The organism is Sphingorhabdus sp. (assembly GCF_023910635.1).
GTDB lineage: Bacteria > Pseudomonadota > Alphaproteobacteria > Sphingomonadales > Sphingomonadaceae > Sphingorhabdus_B.
The window spans coordinates 24529-41854 of record NZ_JAAVVZ010000017.1 but is presented as its reverse complement, the minus strand read 5'-3'; the positions used below and the strand labels follow the sequence as shown (position 1 = coordinate 41854).

The 17326-nt window shown below is 56.1% G+C and carries 14 protein-coding genes; 9 read left to right on the top strand and 5 right to left on the bottom strand.

Annotated features, from left to right (window positions below):
* Positions 1-128: 128 nt before the first annotated feature.
* Positions 129-866, top strand: coding sequence for a class I SAM-dependent methyltransferase (locus tag HEQ34_RS10500; protein ID WP_296200182.1), 738 nt, complete (start codon positions 129-131; stop codon positions 864-866).
* Here HEQ34_RS10500 and HEQ34_RS10495 read toward each other — a convergent pair.
* Positions 863-2206 (bottom strand): dicarboxylate/amino acid:cation symporter, encoded by a 1344-nt coding sequence (locus HEQ34_RS10495; protein ID WP_296200180.1) that lies wholly within the window; start codon positions 2204-2206, stop codon positions 863-865. The two genes, HEQ34_RS10500 and HEQ34_RS10495, sit on opposite strands and share 4 nt — an antisense overlap.
* A 408-nt stretch (positions 2207-2614) precedes the next feature.
* Between HEQ34_RS10495 and HEQ34_RS10490 the strand changes: the two genes are divergently transcribed.
* Positions 2615-7306 carry an NAD-glutamate dehydrogenase domain-containing protein gene (locus HEQ34_RS10490; RefSeq protein WP_296200205.1) on the top strand — a complete coding sequence of 1564 codons (4692 nt, stop codon included), beginning with the start codon at positions 2615-2617 and terminating at the stop codon, positions 7304-7306.
* Positions 7307-7706: 400 nt separating this feature from the next.
* Here HEQ34_RS10490 and HEQ34_RS10485 read toward each other — a convergent pair whose 3' ends face one another.
* Both HEQ34_RS10485 and HEQ34_RS10480 read right to left on the bottom strand, forming a co-directional pair.
* Positions 7707-7832 carry a hypothetical protein gene (locus tag HEQ34_RS10485; RefSeq protein ID WP_296200178.1) on the bottom strand — a complete coding sequence of 42 codons (126 nt, stop codon included), beginning with the start codon at positions 7830-7832 and terminating at the stop codon, positions 7707-7709.
* A gap of 118 nt (positions 7833-7950) precedes the next feature.
* Positions 7951-8544 (bottom strand): HD domain-containing protein, encoded by a 594-nt coding sequence (locus HEQ34_RS10480; RefSeq protein ID WP_296200176.1) that lies wholly within the window; start codon positions 8542-8544, stop codon positions 7951-7953.
* 89 nt (positions 8545-8633) lie between these two features.
* Here HEQ34_RS10480 and HEQ34_RS10475 point away from each other — a divergent pair, with 89 nt between their 5' ends.
* Genes HEQ34_RS10475 through yghX form a run of 3 tightly spaced genes read left to right on the top strand, consistent with a single transcriptional unit; the run spans position 8634 to position 11483 of the window.
* Entirely contained in the window at positions 8634-9770 is a 1137-nt protein-coding gene (locus tag HEQ34_RS10475) for a histidine kinase (protein WP_296200174.1), read from the top strand.
* Entirely contained in the window at positions 9767-10567 is an 801-nt protein-coding gene (locus HEQ34_RS10470; protein ID WP_296200172.1) for a LytTR family DNA-binding domain-containing protein, read from the top strand. The genes HEQ34_RS10475 and HEQ34_RS10470 overlap by 4 nt, the downstream gene beginning before the upstream one ends.
* A gap of 10 nt (positions 10568-10577) precedes the next feature.
* Positions 10578-11483 (top strand): YghX family hydrolase, encoded by a 906-nt coding sequence (gene yghX / locus HEQ34_RS10465; RefSeq protein ID WP_296200171.1) that lies wholly within the window; start codon positions 10578-10580, stop codon positions 11481-11483.
* Here the strand turns inward: yghX and tadA are convergent.
* Positions 11480-11935, bottom strand: coding sequence for a tRNA adenosine(34) deaminase TadA (tadA, locus tag HEQ34_RS10460; RefSeq protein WP_296200168.1), 456 nt, complete (start codon positions 11933-11935; stop codon positions 11480-11482). The genes yghX and tadA overlap by 4 nt on opposite strands.
* Positions 11936-12066: 131 nt before the next feature.
* Between tadA and rpmB the strand changes: the two genes are divergently transcribed.
* Positions 12067-12357, top strand: a complete 291-nt coding sequence (rpmB, locus tag HEQ34_RS10455) for a 50S ribosomal protein L28 (RefSeq protein ID WP_295491958.1) — start codon at positions 12067-12069, stop codon at positions 12355-12357.
* 56 nt (positions 12358-12413) lie between these two features.
* On the opposite strand, the gene HEQ34_RS10450 is transcribed toward rpmB, so the two are convergent.
* On the bottom strand, positions 12414-13412 hold the full coding sequence (locus HEQ34_RS10450; protein ID WP_296200166.1) for an esterase-like activity of phytase family protein: 999 nt from the start codon (positions 13410-13412) through the stop codon (positions 12414-12416).
* Between the two features lie 163 nt (positions 13413-13575).
* On the opposite strand from HEQ34_RS10450, the gene HEQ34_RS10445 reads away from it, so the two are divergent.
* From HEQ34_RS10445 to HEQ34_RS10435, 3 genes are all read left to right on the top strand, one after another.
* Positions 13576-13953, top strand: a complete 378-nt coding sequence (locus HEQ34_RS10445) for a glycine zipper 2TM domain-containing protein (RefSeq protein WP_296200165.1) — start codon at positions 13576-13578, stop codon at positions 13951-13953.
* 169 nt (positions 13954-14122) lie between these two features.
* Entirely contained in the window at positions 14123-17089 is a 2967-nt protein-coding gene (locus HEQ34_RS10440) for an L-glutamate gamma-semialdehyde dehydrogenase (RefSeq protein ID WP_296200163.1), read from the top strand.
* A gap of 45 nt (positions 17090-17134) precedes the next feature.
* Positions 17135-17317 carry a hypothetical protein gene (locus tag HEQ34_RS10435; RefSeq protein WP_296200161.1) on the top strand — a complete coding sequence of 61 codons (183 nt, stop codon included), beginning with the start codon at positions 17135-17137 and terminating at the stop codon, positions 17315-17317.
* Positions 17318-17326 lie beyond the last annotated feature (9 nt).

The window sequence follows — 17326 nt, the reverse complement described above, 5'->3', positions numbered from 1 at the left end:
TTGTCAAAGCCTTGAAACGTTCGTTGCGCGCGCCTTGTCAACGGCGGGCTGTGCCATGACTGCGTAAAATCAGTCGGGCCGACAACTCTTTCATTGACTGATGCGCGCTTCACGGCTTTGGGGTGAAAATGACTACACGCGAAACGACGGCGTACATGCCCCTCAATGATTTGGACCTTAGCCTGTCATTGGGGGATCGTTGCATGGTCATGGCCTATGGCGCGATTCAATGGCCATGGTTGTTGCGTAGCCTCGATGGCGGGCGCAAGAAAGATAAGGCGGCATTGCTCGCCTATCTCGACCTGCCTTTCGATGCGCTGCCCAATTTGGGAAGCTGGAAAGCCGACACAAATTTTTTGTGGCATATCGTTTCCGCAATCGAAGACATGCGACCGGCGCAGGTTGTCGAACTTGGCTGCGGCGCGTCCACCTTTGTTGCGGCGCGCGCTCTGCAGCTTTTTGGCGGCGGAAAGATTGTCAGTTTTGACCAACATGCGGCGTTCGCGCAAACGACTCAAGACTGGATAAGCGACAACAAGATGGATGCGGAAATTTGGCACGCCCCGTTAGGCGCATCGCCAGCTGGCTGGCCGGGGCACTGGTATCAATTGTCCGATGTGCCGACAGAAATTGATTTGCTTATCGTCGATGGCCCGCCTTGGGCAATCCATCCGCATGTGCGCGGCGCGGCCGCAAGCCTGTTCCCGCTTATTCGTCCCGGCGGCAGGGTGCTGTTGGATGACGCCGCGCGTCCCGGTGAGCGCATGGTTGCGCGGCGCTGGCGCAAAGAACATCGCAACATGGAATTCATGCTCGACAGCCAAGGTGCCAAGGGCACCTTGCTTGGACACAAACACCCCGCTTAAAGCTTCGTCTTTCGCGCGTCAGTGACCATATCTTCTGCGAGGTCTAGCCCCGCTTTCCCGTCCGCTATGGTGTGCGCGGGTGCATGCGGCGGTTCAACATAATCGGGTTCCTCAACCTCCAACATGCCCTCCCATTTGGTGATGACGGACGTTGCAACGGCGTTGCCGACGACATTGGTCGCGGTGCGGCCCATATCGAGGAATTGGTCAATCGCAAGGATGAGCGCGACGCCTTCCACCGGAAGGTCGAACATCGCCAGCGTGCCGGTAATCACCACCAACGACGCGCGCGGCACGGCGGCGACGCCCTTGGACGAAATCATGAGCGTGAGCAGGATAAGGATCTGCGTGCCGATGGATAGGTCAATGCCATAAGCTTGCGCGATGAAGATGGTCGCGAAGCTCATATACATCATCGAACCATCAAGGTTGAAGCTGTAGCCCAATGGCAGCATGAAGCCCGAAATCCGGCGCGGGACACCAAAACGGTCGAGCTGTTCAAACAGCTTCGGCAGGGCCGCTTCGCTGGATGCTGTCGAAAATGCGATCAACATAGGTTCGCGGATGTAGCGGATGAGTGTCCATATACGCCGGCCCAGGAAAATGCCGCCCAGCGACAGCAGAATCACCCACAATAACGCCAGCGACAGATAGAATTCCGTCACCAGTTCTAAATAGGTTGCAAGGATCGCAAGGCCGCTTTTTGAGACCACGGCTGCCAATGCACCAAACACCGCTACCGGGGCATAGCGCATGACATAATGCGTAATCTGCAGCATCATTTCCGCAAGTGACTCTGCACCCCGCACCAAAGGTGCGCCCTTTTCACCTAAGGCCGAAAGCGCGATGCCTGCGAACAATGCAAACACCAAAATCTGCAAGATATTGTTTGTCGCCATCGCCTCGAACGCGTTTTTGGGGAAAATCGAAAGAATGAATTCCCAAAAGTCGAGTTTTTTGACTTCGCCAATGGTTGCCGCAGCATTTCCAATACTGTCCACTGGCGCACCGATTCCTGGCTGAAACAGGTTTACCATCAATAGGCCAAGGCCAATCGAGATAAAGCTGGCGATAATAAACCATGTAATGGCGCGAAAACCGATGCGACCGAGCGCCGAGCTGTCGCCCATATGCGCGATACCCACGACTATCGTGGATAGGATCAGGGGGGCAACCAACAATTTGATTAGGTTAAGAAATATATCAGAGAGGAGTTTGAATGTTTTGGTTAAATATTCAAACTGCGTGCTATCCGGCGCAAAACTGACGTGGACCGCGAAACCAACCGCCACGCCCAGGATCATTCCTGCCAATATCCACAATGTCAGCCGTTTATCCACGCAACCCTCCGAACATTCGTTGTTCCGAAAGACGCTACACAGGAGCAATGGCCGTCGCAACAAGTAAGGGTCAGGACCTATTAAATTCACCTTCGCGGTTTGAGGCCATACTGTTCAGTGAAAGGCGGCAAAGCGCAGGCTTAGTGGTTCTAAGTCTAGCTTTGCCAACGCGGCAATGGACAGTATGGGTCAAATCCGAAGGACGCCAAAATGGCTTCGATCTCAAAGCAAAATGCCCTTGCAGGCAGAATGACTGCCTGCGGCGGACATTTTACTTCGATATCTTTGCCATTTTGACGCCGCGAAGGTGGATTTAATAGGTCCTGACCCTACAGACGCGACTTGTTTAAGCTTGAGAAGCGCGTCATAAGTATTGTAATAAAATTACAACGAAATTTATCGTTGAACATGGCACATAACCAGATGCTTGCGGGCTGGGGAGATCATTTCATGGCGGCCGCCAAAATTGCTAAAAATACCGGAAAAATCGACAAGACCCTTTTGAAGGATATGGTCTGCGCCTTTACCGAGACGGCTTTGCCGGGCGAGAATGAGGGTTTTGACGCCAAAGCGGCGGAGGATGCCGCGCGTTTCACCATCGAAACCGGCCTGCATCGCAAGGCGGGCAGCGCGGCCATTGCACTGGATAGCTTTACCGATGCGCATGGCCGTTTGATGATGCGCATATCGCTGAATAATGACGATATGCCCTTTTTGGTGGATTCGGTGTCTGCAGCAGTCGCCGCTTATGGCATAGCTGTGAATCGCATCATTCATCCGGTGCTGAGCGTTACCCGCGATGAAGCCAATACACTTTCATCAATCAGCCGGAAACGCATTGATGGGCAGCCGCGCGAATCCTTCATTTACCTCGAAACAGCGCGCGTCGACGCCAAGGAACGCCGTCAGCTTGAAGCGCATTTGGCGGCTGTTCTCGCCGACGTTCGCGGTGCGGTGACGGATTGGCGCGACATGCTCGCGGCCTTGTCCGCCGACGCCGACAGCCTGCCTGATAGCGAAGGTACCGCGCTAATCCGTTGGTTCCATGATAATAATATGACCATATTGGCGCATGAACGGATCAGCAGCGATGGCACGCGTTCCAACCGCCTTGGATTGTCGCGCGTGAGCGACGCCCCCGTGCTTTCGGAAGATAGCGTCAGCCTTGCTATCAACTGGTTTGAAGCCGGGGGCATCGCGCCCTTGGTGCTGAAATCCAACCGTGTTTCCAATGTCCACCGCAGTGTTCAATTGGACCTAATCGTTATGCCGGTGCAAACGGGAGATCGGGTAACAGGCTTAGCCGTCGCAGCAGGGCTTTGGACCAGCGCGGCGCTTGCAACTGCTCCGGAAACCATACCTGTGCTCAGAACGCATCTGGCTTCGTTGATGGCGCGTTATGGCTTCGACCCTTCGGGCCATGCTGGCAAGGCGATGGCCCATGCGCTCACGGCGCTGCCGCACGACCTTTTGGTCGCGCTCAAGCTGGATGATCTGGAACGCGTAACGCTGACCGCCATGTCGCTAACGGACCGACCGCGCCCCAAGCTGATTGCGCTGCGGTCGCCACTTGGACGTCATTTGTATATCTTTGTATGGTTGCCACGCGACGACGTATCCACGGGCATCCGTAAGCAGATCCAGACGATGCTGATGGATGCCACGGGCGGGTCTTTATTAGGCTGGACAATCGGTTTGGAAGATGGCGGCGTAGCCTTGCTGCGGTATACGCTAGATCTGCCGGACCGTGGACAGACAGTGGACGAAGCTAGCCTGGATGCAAAGCTTGAGCTGATGGTGCGTGGGTGGGAGCCAGCGGTTGAGGCGGCATTGGCACATCTGACCGATGAAAAGCGCGCCGCCGCCATGCTTGTCCGATATGGGGCCGGGTTCCCGGCCAATTATCGCAGCACCTATTCGACCGACGAAGCTGCGCGGGACATGATTGGCTTGCTCGCCATGGAACGCGACCACAGCAAGATCACCCGGCTGTTCGTAGAAGATGGCAAGCTACGCCTAAAAATTTACAGCAATGGCGGCGCATTGCCGTTGAGCGATGTCGTGCCAGCGCTGGAGAATTTCGGTTTTGATGTTTTGGAGGAATCGCCAACCGCATTGGGCGATGGTCATTATATTCATGACTTCCGTCTTGCCTTGCGTGGCGGTGATATTTCAACCGTCGTCGAAAAGCCGCAGGTCCTTGAAGGTGCGCTGAGCCAAGTTTTGGACGGCAGTTTTGAAAATGACGTTTTCAACCAACTCGTTACGATTGGTGGGCTTGCGCCGCAATCGGTCATCTGGCTGCGCGCATATTACCGCTATTTACGCCAAACAGGTGTAGCATATGGGATGCCAACGGTGGTGTCCGCCTTGGCCAAAAACGCCAATGTGACGCGGTCCATCATATCGTTGTTTGATGCCTTGCATAATCCTGCAACCAACGGCAGCCGCGACAAGGAAGCGGCAAAATATCAAAAATTAATCAACGCTGATTTGGCGGCGGTTTCGGCGATTGACGAAGATCGAATCCTGCGGCGGTTTTTGGCGGTGGTGCTGGCAACATTGCGCACTAATGCGTTTTCCGCAGCAGCGGCCGAAGCCTTGGCGTTCAAACTGGATTGCGCAAAAGTGCCCGGCCTGCCTGCGCCGAAGCCTTGGCGTGAGGTGTTTGTTTATTCGCCCCGCGTGGAGGGCATTCACTTGCGCGCTGGCCCGGTGGCGCGCGGTGGCTTGCGCTGGTCCGACAGGCGTGATGACTTCCGCACCGAGGTTTTGGGCCTGATGAAGGCGCAGCGCGTTAAAAACGCAGTTATCGTGCCGACCGGGGCAAAAGGCGGCTTCTACCCCAAGCGACTACCCGATATGCGCGTCGACCGCGATGCATGGTTTGCCGAAGGCACAGAGGCCTATAAAATCTTCATCCGGACCTTGCTGTCGATTACCGACAACATCGTGAACGACCGGGTCGTCCATCCCGATAATGTGGTGATCCATGACGGCGACGATCCCTATTTCGTTGTGGCTGCCGACAAGGGCACGGCGACATTCTCCGACACCGCGAACGCCATCGCGCTGGAACGCAATTTCTGGCTTGGCGATGCGTTTGCGAGCGGTGGATCGGTCGGTTATGACCATAAGGCGATGGGCATTACCGCAAAGGGCGGCTGGCTATCGGTGCAGCGCCATTTTGCCGAGATGGGTATTGATGTCCAAAAGGAACCGGTCACGGTGGCTGGCGTCGGCGATATGTCCGGTGACGTCTTTGGCAACGGCATGTTGCTTTCAAAGACATTGAAAGTTGTCGCCGCGTTCGACCATCGCCACATTTTCCTTGATCCCGATCCTGATCCCGCGACCAGTTGGAAAGAACGTCAGCGGTTGTTCAACCTGCCGCGTTCGAGCTGGCTCGATTATGACGCAAAGTTGATCTCCAAGGGCGGCGGCGTGTTCGCGCGTACGGATAAGATCATCAAAACAACATCTGAAATCAGAAGCTTGTTGGGCATTGATGCAAAGGAAATTGAACCATCGGTATTGATGACCGCGATACTAAAAGCGCCGGTTCAATTGATGTGGTTCGGCGGAATAGGAACCTATATCAAGGACCGGAGCGAAAGCCATTTGGACGTCGGCGACCCTGGCAATGACTTTATTCGTGTGAACGGCGCAGAACTGCGGGCACAAGTCATTGGCGAGGGCGCGAACCTTGGCGTGACGCAGGCTGGACGCATTGGTTATGCCTTGCGCGGTGGCCGTATCAATACAGACTTCATCGACAACAGCGCTGGTGTCGATTGTTCCGACAATGAAGTGAACATCAAAATCGCGCTGAATGCGCAAATGCGCGCAGGCAAGTTGAAGGAGCCAGCCCGCAACGTCTTACTTGCGGAGATGACCGATGCGGTGGCGCATTTGGTGTTGGAGGATAACCGTCTTCAGACGCTTGCCTTGTCCATCGCGGAAACCGGCGGCGCGGGTGATTTGCCAGCCTATGTAAGGCTTATCGAAATTTTTGAAGGTGCTGGCCGACTGGACCGTGTGGTCGAGGGGCTTGCGCCCAATGAAGAACTGTTCCGCCGTGCCAGCGAAGGGCATGGCCTAACGCGGCCAGAATTGGCGATATTGCTCTCCACAGCAAAGCTTGCGGCGCAGGATGGGGTTGAGGAAGCACCTTTGACGCAGGACAAGTCGATGGACGGCGAACTTCTGGCGGCATTCCCGGACATGATGGTCAAATCGCATAAGTCGGCGATTTTGGGACACCGGCTACGCAAGGAAATTATCGCCACGAAATTGGCCAACCGCATGATCAACCGGCTTGGCATGTTGCACCCATTTGAATTGGCGGAAGAGGAAGGCTGTAGTCTTGGCGATGTTGCTGCGGCCTTTGCCATTGCCGAGAGCATTTACGATCTGCCTTCCTTGTGGAATGCCATTGATACGACAGCGATGCCGGAATCCACGCGGCTGATGCTATTCCATCAAGCGGCCTTAGAAGTGCGCGCGCAAATGGCGGATATCATCCGCAATGCCCATGAAGGTCGCGATGTCGCTGCGGCCACGGGGGTGTATGCGCCCGTGGTGCAAAAGCTAACGGCGGCATTGGACGGGCTATTGCCCCATGATGTCCGGCTTCAGACCGAACGCTTTGGCGCGCGGTTGACCGAAAATGGCGCGCCACGCAAAATCGCGGACCGTCTGGTGCAATTGGCGCAGTTGGATGGCGCAATTGGTCTGGCGGCGCTTTCATCCACGCAAAAGGGCGATGTGACCGCATTGACGCGCGCCTTTACCGCCCTTGGCGATGCGCTGGGTTTAAGTTGGGCGCAGGGAACCGCAATGCAGGTCGACCCGCACGATCCGTGGGAACGGTTGCTGGTTGCTGGCCTCGCACGAGACTTCCAAACCATGCGTCTGGACTTTCTGCGGCGTCGTGCGGCAAAAAAATCGCTTGAGGATACGCAAGACTGGTTGGTGGCCAACGCGGTGCGCGTGCGGGCGTTCAAGGCGATGGTGGACCGTGCCCAGATGACGGGTGCGCCGACCCCCGCCATGTTGGCACAAGTCGCGGGGCAGGCGCGGGTATTGCTCGGGCGTTAAAGCGCTGGGGCGACGGGGATAAGAGAGCGCGTTTCTCCCAAATGTCATGCTGAACTCGGTTCAGCATCCATCGTGCCACGCAGGCCGAAGTTTTCGGCTGATAAATGGACCCTGAAACAAGTTCAGGGTGACGGTAAGAAGGCAAAATGTCTAATCCCCCATAAGTACCGTCACTCCAGCCTACGCTGGGGCGACGGGGAAAAGACGACGCGTTTCCCCCAAACGTCATGCTGAACTCGGTTCAGCATCCATCGTGCCACACAGGCCGAAGGGTAGAGACGATAAATGGACCCTGAACCAAGTTCAGGGTGACGGTTGTGGGGCGATGGTCGGGGGGGTGACGTTTTTGGGTGCCACTCCGCCTTACCCATATAGCGGTCAGCGTCTAAGCGTTAAAGCCTCAGCTTTTTGTCGCCAAGCTCGCTGGATTGCCCTTCGTTGACGGGTTCGACGCGTTTTGCTTCTTGGGCTTTTCGGCCTTTGGCTTGCGGACTTCGCGGCTCGATTTCTTTTGGCTCTTCGCCATGATATTTTCCTTCGGGGGCGGCGTGCAGGTTTTTTGCTAGGTCAGGATGCACTGACCCAGATATATGAAGATAGGCATGCATGTCCCGCAATATAAGGGCGCTGGCAAACTGGCTGGTTTAAGCGACTGCCTCTGCCGCACGCTTGTAGATGCTATTGAGCGGACTACGGAAAAGCTTCATCACCATCGGTTCAAAAAATGCGAGCGGGAGCGTGTCATAATCCGGATCAAAGGATGGGCAGTCATATTTGTCGATAAACTCTTCGGTATCGGCAAACCACTCATGCCCGCGAAACTGCTCACGCATGTCGCGGTCAAGGCCCAGATGGTGGAAGAAATTTTGTCCTTGGAAAATGCCATGATTTTGCACAATCCAAAGGAGCTTTTCCGAAACGAACGGCTTTAATATGGCGGCGGCGATGTCCGGATGGTTGGCCGCGCCCAGCGTATCACCAATGTCGTGGAGCAAAGCCATCACGACATAATCCTCATCCCGGCCATCACGATGCGCGCGCGTCGCGGTTTGTAACGAATGCGTCAGCCGGTCGACCGCGAACCCACCGAAATCCCCATCAAGCAATTTGAGATGGTCCAAAATCCGGCGACCGCCATCTTGCGAAAACGGGATATTGTGCCGCATGATGATCTGCCAATCCTCTTGCGTGCTCTGCGACATATCATGAAAATGTGCGCGGTCTTCTTGGCTGTCCATTTTGCTATCCTCTCACCTTTGACGTTTAACATCGTTGGCAGACGAAACAAGGGCTTCATGCGGGCGCGAAATGCGGCTAGACCGAATATATGGCGGTATTAGAGCTTACAGATAAACCCTTCTTCGCGGACAAGAACCGCGCTTTTTGGAACTTGCACTCGGCTGGTTGGGCCGGCGCGGTCATTCTGCGCGCTGCGTCGGGTATTGCGCAGGGGCAGCCCGTCAGCTTCCTGGTGCCAATCCTGATTTCTGCGGTGACGGGCTATTCGATCACGCTGCTTCTTTCGGTGATATACCGGTTCTTGATTGGGCAGCGGCCGTTTATCACGTGGAGCCTGACCTTCGTGTCTGTCTCACTCGCGACGCTTGGCTATGCCTATTTGGACGTGTGGGTGCTTCAAACCATTCGTGATGGAGTTGATGAAACGCCTTTTGCCCAGTTATGGCTGGCGGCGATTTACATTAACTCGGTGCTGCTGGCGGCATGGTCCGCATTATATTACGCCATCAATTATTTTGTGCGCGCTGAAGAGCAAGCCGACCAGATGATGCGGTTGGAGGCGCAGGCGACCAGCGCGCAGCTTACGATGCTGCGTTATCAGCTCAACCCCCATTTCCTTTTCAATACATTGAATAGCATTTCGACCTTAGTGCTGTTGAAACAGACGGATCAAGCCAACGCCATGCTTTCGCGGCTGTCCTCATTTTTGCGGTTTACGTTGATCAACGAGGCTGCGGCGAAAGTGCCGCTGACTCAGGAAATTGAGACGCTAAAGCTGTATCTCGATATTGAAAAAATGCGGTTTGAAGAACGCTTGCGGACATATTTCATCATCGAACCTGCGGTTGAGAATGCATTGGTCCCTTCGTTGTTGCTGCAACCGCTTGTGGAAAATGCCATCAAATATGCCGTGACGCCTAAGGAAGAGGGCGCTGATATTTCCGTGACCGCTCAACTCGTCGGTCAAAGGGTGCGGATCACCGTTTCGGACACTGGCCCGGGCTTGCAGCCGGGGCAACAAGATCACAGCCTATCCATAGGTGTCGGCATGGCGAACACGCGTGAGCGTCTGTCGCAAGCTTATGGTGAGGACCAACGCTTTGAACATTATGTCAAAGCCGGGGGAGGGTTTGAGGTTTTGTTGGAACTCCCTTATCAAAGCAAGATTACAGCAGGGGAAGACAATCAAGCGGGGGCACAACGGCAAGGAAAAATATCCGCATGAGCATTCGTACAATATTGGTCGACGATGAAAAGCTGGCCATTCAGGGTCTCGAATTACGGCTTCAATCTTTTGATGATATCGAAATTGTGGCCACCTGCCACAATGGTCGCGAGGCCATTCGCAAGATCAAGACGTTAAAGCCGGACTTGGTCTTCCTCGATATTCAAATGCCGGGATTTGACGGCTTTTCGGTTGTGCAAGGCGTGATGGACATCGACCCGCCCTTGTTCGTGTTTGTGACCGCATATTCCGAACATGCGATTAAGGCGTTTGAGGCGCAGGCCATAGATTATCTGATGAAACCGGTGGAACCCGAACGGCTGGCCGATACCATGGACCGCGTGCGCGGCAGGCTTTCCGACAAGCGGACATCGGAAGAACTCGACCGCCTGCGTACGGTTATCAACGAAGTCGCGCCAAATGCGGCGGACAATTTGGGGTCATTGGATGACGATGTGGCATCCACCCGCTTTGAAAAGCTGATCAATATCAAGGATCGCGGCCAGATTTTCCGCGTCGATGTCGCGAGCATTGAACGGATCGATGCGGCGGGCGATTATATGTGCATTTACACTGCCGACAACTCACTGATCCTGCGCGAGACGATGAAGGATTTGGAAAAACGGTTGGACCCGCGCACCTTCCAACGTGTGCACCGTTCCACGATCGTCAATTTAGATCAGGTCCGTCAGGTTAAGCCCCATACCAACGGCGAATGCTTTTTGGTGCTGGAATCGGGCGCGCAGGTGAAGGTCAGCCGGTCCTATCGCGATGTCGTCGCCCGGTTCGTCCATTAAGGAAATGGGCATGAAGCAATCCGATACGCCAACCCGCATGAAGGCCAGCGATTTTCATCCCTATATTCTCGAAATCTTTGATGGCTATGTCCATGGCAAGCTGACCAAGCGGGAATTCATGCGTGAGGCGGGTAAGTTTGCGGCTGCTGGTGTTACGGGCCTGATGATTCTTAATCAGCTAAAGCCCGATTACGCGCTGGCGCAGCAAGTGAAGGCGGATGACCCTGCTATCGTCACGTCCCGCGTGACGGTGCCAAGTCCTGATGGCCATGGCAGCATCAATGGCTTGCTGGCCAAGCCCGCAAGGGCAAAGGGCAAGCTGCCGACGGTGCTCGTTATCCACGAAAATCGTGGGCTTAACCCTTATATTGAGGATGTCGTGCGGCGTTTGGCCAAGGCGGGCTATATGGCGCTTGGCCCCGATGGCCTTTCCTCGGTCGGCGGCTATCCCGGCAATGACGAAACGGGCCGCGAATATCAAGCGAAGCTGAACCCGGCCAAATTGCTGGAGGATTTCTTTGCCAGCTTTGAATATCTGCGCGATCATCCCGAAAGCACGGGCAAGGTAGGCGCGGTCGGGTTCTGCTATGGCGGCGGCGTGTGCAATGCGTTGGCGGTGGCCTATCCCGAAATGGCGGCATCGGTGCCTTATTATGGTCGCCAGCCGAGGGTGGAAGAAGTGCCTGCGATTAACGCGCCGTTGCTTATCCATTATGCTGAGGTCGATGAACGTATCAACGCAGGTTGGTTACCCTATCAGGCCGCGCTGATCGCAAACCAGAAACGTTTTCAGGTGCATTTCTACCCCGGCACGCAGCATGGTTTTCACAATGACAGCACGCCGCGTTTCGACACAGCGGCGGCAAATTTGTCTTGGGCCCGAACGCTTGCGTTTTTTGACGAAAATCTGCGTTAACGGCGTTCCGCAAAGAAATTTTTGAGCAAAATGGCGCATTCGTCTGCGGCGATGCCGGCATATACCTCCGGCCTGTGGTGCATTGTGGGTTGTTCAAACAAACGGGGACCATGCGCCACAGCGCCACCCTTGGGATCGTCCGCGCCATAATAGAGCCGCGCGATGCGGGCATGGGCAATCGCGCCTGCACACATCGCGCAGGGTTCCAGCGTTACCCACAGGTCGCATCCAGTGAGGCGGTCATTGCCAAGATATGCCGCCGCCGCGCGGATTGCGATGATTTCGGCGTGCGCGGTGGGGTCATGGCTTTCCAGCGGGCGGTTCGACCCGCGCCCGATAATAACCCCATCCTTGACGATGATTGCGCCAACGGGCACTTCGCCCTGCGCAGCCGCAGCGCGGGCAAGATTGAGCGCTTCATGCATCATTTCGCGAGCTTTGGTTAGGGACATGAGATTTTGCTAGCGCAGATTCCCGCTTTTGGCCACACATCGGCTTGACCTTTTCGGTGTGGAAGGTTAGGGGCAGCGACTTTCGCGGGTCAGTGATTCCGCATACACTCATTTTATACAGGACATACATCATGGCGCGCATCTGCGAACTCACCGGTAAGGGCCGTCTGGTCGGCAACAATGTGAGCCACGCCAACAACAAGACGAAGCGTACATTCCTGCCAAATCTGCAGAATGTGACGTTGTTGTCGGACGCATTGGAGCAAGGCTACAAGTTCCGCGTGTCGACCCACGGTCTGCGTTCGGTTGAGCATGTTGGTGGTCTCGACAATTGGTTGTTGAAGACTTCGGACGAGAAGCTTTCGACCAATGCGCGCAAAGTGAAAAAAGAAATTGCCAAGAAGCACAAAGCTGCGGCGTGAGGCTGTAGGCTGCTGACGCGGCCTTTTGCAAAAGCGAATCATAAGCCGGGGGCGGTCTATGCCTCCGGCTTTTTGCTGTCTGGTTGATCGGGCAGACGGAACTTCATCAATATCGTCCGCTGGAACAGGGTGAAATTATTGTCCGAGATCAGCCAGAGGAACATGCTGTCGCCATCGCTGGTGACGGCAATCCCTTCCATATTGTCGACGAGCAATGGGGCCGAAAGCGACGCAATGACGTCAGCCGAAAGCACGCGGTCGCGACCTATGCTATCGGGGTTGAGCAGCGACACCTTCGCCGTGAAGCCCGATGGAAAGCCGATGGCGCGATTGAGAAGGACGATTCGCCCGTCGGGCAATTGCGCCGCATCGGTCACGCGGTAGCCGGCGGGCGGACGGAATGTGAAGGGCGTTATGGTGGTCGCGCTTTCAATTGGGTCGCCAGAAAATATCCATGCGCTGTGCATGTCATCGTCAAGGCTCTCGGCGATGATGATAAACCGACCATCTTGCAGGCGAACGATGCTCTCCGCGCCTTTATTGCGGGGCAATTTCTGCAATATTGCGGGGCGAATCATGCCCGTTTGTTGGGCAAAGGATTTTGAATAGCGCCGGATCGCGTGATTGCCTTCAAAACTGACCCAATATTGGCCGCTATCGGGGTCATAAGCCAGCCCCTCACTATCGCGGTCTTTGTAAGACACATTCGGGCCGTGCACATTTGGCAGCGGCGCGATTGTGGTGCGGTCGATCCGTCCATCCTCGGTCAATCTGAAGCCAATGACAGTCCCGGCATCGCCAATCCCGACAAAACGACTATCTCCCACAGAAACGAGTGCCGAAATCCCGCCAAAACCTTCGTTGCGGCTGCGCAATTCCCATGCCGCGATGAATTCCAGAGCGCCCACCTGCCGTTGGGCGGCATTATCGGGATTGAGGGCAAGTCGTCGCAAACTTATGACTTGGCTGTCGCTCGGATAGATCGTGCGAAAGCCGCCAACGGTGAGCACCGCCAAGATGATGCCAAGCGCGAGACGTTTCACCTTTGCCGTCATGACACTCCCAACCGTTCATTGTTTTGCGCCTAAAGATGAACGAGGGATAACAATCGCATTCAGCTTCGGTGCAATAGCCGGTGTCCATAAGGCAATTGTTAGCAAAACAAATCGCCGATTTGCTTCACGCGGACCGAACCTGAAAAAACATGGAGTATCGAAAATGAGAAATTTGAAGAAAAGCATCGGTGCACTGGTCCTTGCAGCAACGGCACTGACCGGATTTTCGGCAGCGCCAGCCATGGCGCGCGAACAATATAATGACGGATATTACAGCCGTGATGATCGTCAGGGCAGCTATGACCGCCGTGACTATCGCCGTGGTGACCGTTATTACCGTAACAATAATTATCGCAACAATGCGCGTTGCGACAAGGGCACAGGCGGCACGATAATCGGTGCGGTTGCAGGCGGCCTGCTGGGTAATGAAGTTGCACGTCGCGGTAACAAGACCGAAGGCAGCATCATCGGCGCAGCAGTCGGTGCCCTCGCGGGGCGCGCCATCGACAAGTCGGACAGCAACTGCCGTCGCTATCGCTAAAAAAAGCTTACCATATTTTGCCCGGCGCTGCTCCTGAACCTTGTTAAGCGCCGGGCAGAATGTCATTCAGGTTTCGACCTGACGCGTGCGGCCAGTCTTCTCCTGAAGGCTGGCCTTTTCGTTACAACTGAAACTTGTCTGCTTTCGCTTTATCCGGCAAAGCAGGCGCATGAATGCATCGCTAGAAACCGCTCGCTTGTCCATCCGGCCCTATCACCGCAAGTCAGAGACTGAAGTGCTGGCACCTCTCGTGGTGGCGGCTACGGTCGATGCGGCCATGCGGGTCGAAATCGTGCGCACTGCGCGCAGCCTGCTGGACGATTTGCGGGCCGTGCAGGCCGATGGCTGGGTAAACTCGTTTCTGCAACAATACCGCCTTGGCACAGAAGAGGGCACAGCGCTCTTGTCGCTGGCCGAAGCGTTCCTGCGCGTGCCAGACCCGCAGACGGCGGACATGTTGATTGCGGACAAGCTGACAGACGCCGATTGGAGCGATCATAAAGGGCAATCGTCCAGCATGCTGGTCAACAGTGCCACCTGGGGTTTGGTGCTGGGTAAGGCCGTTCTGGGCGACAGCACGAGCACATTGAAGCGCCTGATTGCAAAGGCAGGCGAACCCTTTGTGCGTCAGGCAGTGGGCGCAGCGATGCGCCTGATGGGGCAAGTATTTGTCATGGGCCGTGACATTGACGAAGCCATGAAACGCATGGAGTCGAAGGATAATCGCGGCTTTACCGCGAGCTTTGACATGCTTGGCGAAGCGGCGCGGACCAAATCGGATGCCGAACGTTATTTCCAATCCTATGCCGCCGCCGTTGCCGCCGTTGGCCGCAATCCTTCCCGGGGCCATAGCGTTTCGGTCAAATTATCCGCGCTCCACCCGCGCTATGAAACCGCGCAAAGCGCAAAATGCGTTCCGGAACTTGCCGAGATGGTGCGCGAACTGGCGCGTTCTGCGTCCGCGCGGGGTGTCCAACTCACCGTTGATGCCGAAGAGGCGGCGCGGCTGGAGATGAGCCTCGACATCATTGAAACGGTCGCGCGCGATCCGGCCTTATCCGGCTGGGACGGATTTGGCATGGCGGTGCAGGCATATTCTAAACGCGCCCGTCCCGTCCTCGCCTGGGCCGACGCGTTGGGCCGGGACACGTCGCGCATCCTACAAGTACGCCTTGTGAAGGGCGCGTATTGGGACAGCGAAATCAAACATGCGCAGGAACGCGGCCTGACCGACTTTCCCTTGTTCACGCGAAAGGCCGCGACCGATGTGTCCTATCTTGCCTGCGCGAAGGACATGCTCGCCGCGCGCAATATCCGTCCGGCGTTTGCGACGCACAATGCCTTGACGGTCGCGACCATCCTCCAATGGACAGGCGCACAGCGCGATTTTGAATTCCAGCGGCTCCACGGCATGGGGGAGGGGCTGTTTGACCGCCTTGTGCGTGAGGACGGCTATAACTGCCGCACATATGCGCCGGTCGGCGGACACCGCGACTTGCTGGCCTATCTAGTCCGCCGCTTGTTGGAAAATGGCGCGAACAGCAGTTTCGTCCACCAATTGGCAGATCAATCGATCAGCGAAGACGAATTATTGGCGGACCCGGTGGAAAAAATCATGGCCGTTGGCAGCACACGCCACCCTGCGATTGCCGCGCCTGCCGACCTTTTTCAGCCGGAGCGCGTGAACAGTAATGGCCTTGATCTGGATGACGCGGTTATATTGAAAGAAACCGCTGCCGAAATCGCAACGCCATTAAAGTTGGACGATGACGTGCGCGTCAATCCAACCGATGCCGTGACGGCGGCGCTTGCGGCCTATCCTGAATGGTCCGGCACACATGTCGAAGCGCGCGCCGATTGCCTTGATCGTCTGGCAGACTTATTGGAGGAAAACCGCAGCCGGTTGATGGCCATTGCGGTGCAAGAGGCCCGCAAAACAATTCCCGACGCGCTTTCCGAAGTCCGCGAGGCGATTGATTTTTGTCGTTATTACGCCGCGCGCGCGCGCACCGACTTGGTCCCTGTTGAATTGCCCGGGCCAACGGGTGAACGCAATGTCCTGCGCCATGAAGGCCGCGGCGTGTGGATCGCGATTGCCCCGTGGAATTTTCCGCTGGCGATTTTCTTAGGCCAGGTTGCTGCCGCCTTAGTCGCAGGCAATACCGTTGTTGCCAAACCAGCGCCGCAGACTCCCGCCATCGGCAGGTTCGCAGTGGCACTGGCGCATGCGGCTGGCGTGCCCAAGGGCGCGTTGCAGATCGTGACGGGCGCAGGTGATGTTGGCGCGGCACTTACGGCGGACACACGTATCGCTGGTGTAGTTTTCACAGGCTCGGTTCCGACCGCCAAGGCGATTGCGCGTCATTTGCTCGCCGATGACGACCGGCCCTTGGTCCCTTTGATCGCCGAAACGGGCGGCTTGAACGCAATGATTGTCGATTCCACCGCTTTGTCCGAACAAGTTGTGCGCGATGTCATCGTATCGGGCTTCCAATCTGCTGGCCAACGCTGTTCGGCGCTGCGGCTGTTGCTGTTGCAAGAAGATATTGCCGAACACACGCTAGAAATGCTCCGCGGCGCGATGGATACGCTCAATATGGGCGATCCGGCTGACCCAGCCACCGACATCGGGCCGGTGATTGATCAGGCGGCGTATGATTCATTGATGGCCTATCGTGCCAGCGTGAAAGACCGGATCATCCATGAAATAATTGTTCCAAAAGATGGCCTGTTCGTGCCGCCGACGGTCATCCAACTAGACGACATAAACGACCTGAACCGCGAATTTTTCGGCCCTTTGGTCCATGTGGCCACGTGGAAAGCGGGCACGTTGGAAGCGACCATTGCCAAGATAAATGCAAAGGGCTTTGGCCTAACGATGGGGCTACACAGCCGGATTGCAGGCAGCAGTGCTGTGGTCGAACAACTGGCGCGCGTCGGTAACTTGTATATCAATCGATCCATGATTGGCGCGGTGGTCGGCAGCCAACCTTTTGGCGGCGAAGGCCTGTCCGGCACCGGACCCAAGGCGGGCGGGCCACATTATCTCTATCGCTTTTGCGCAGAACGCACGACGAGCACGGATACGACAAGCGCGGGCGGCAACGCGTCGTTGCTGTCATTGGATGACGGTTAAACAAGGCGCTTGCTTGAACATCGCTGTTGGTGGCAAAGGGGCCTTATGTCCGAAACACAAAACAGTCAGCCCCGCTTTGCCGGTGGCATCTTCATCGCCTTTGGGCTATTAATCGGGGCCATAATTGGCGTCGCTATGGACCAAGCCTCTGCCGGGACCGTCATCGGCATGGCAATCGGCACCGTTATTGCGGTGGTGATCTGGATCATGGATCGCAAGCGTCATTAAGGGAGCAGG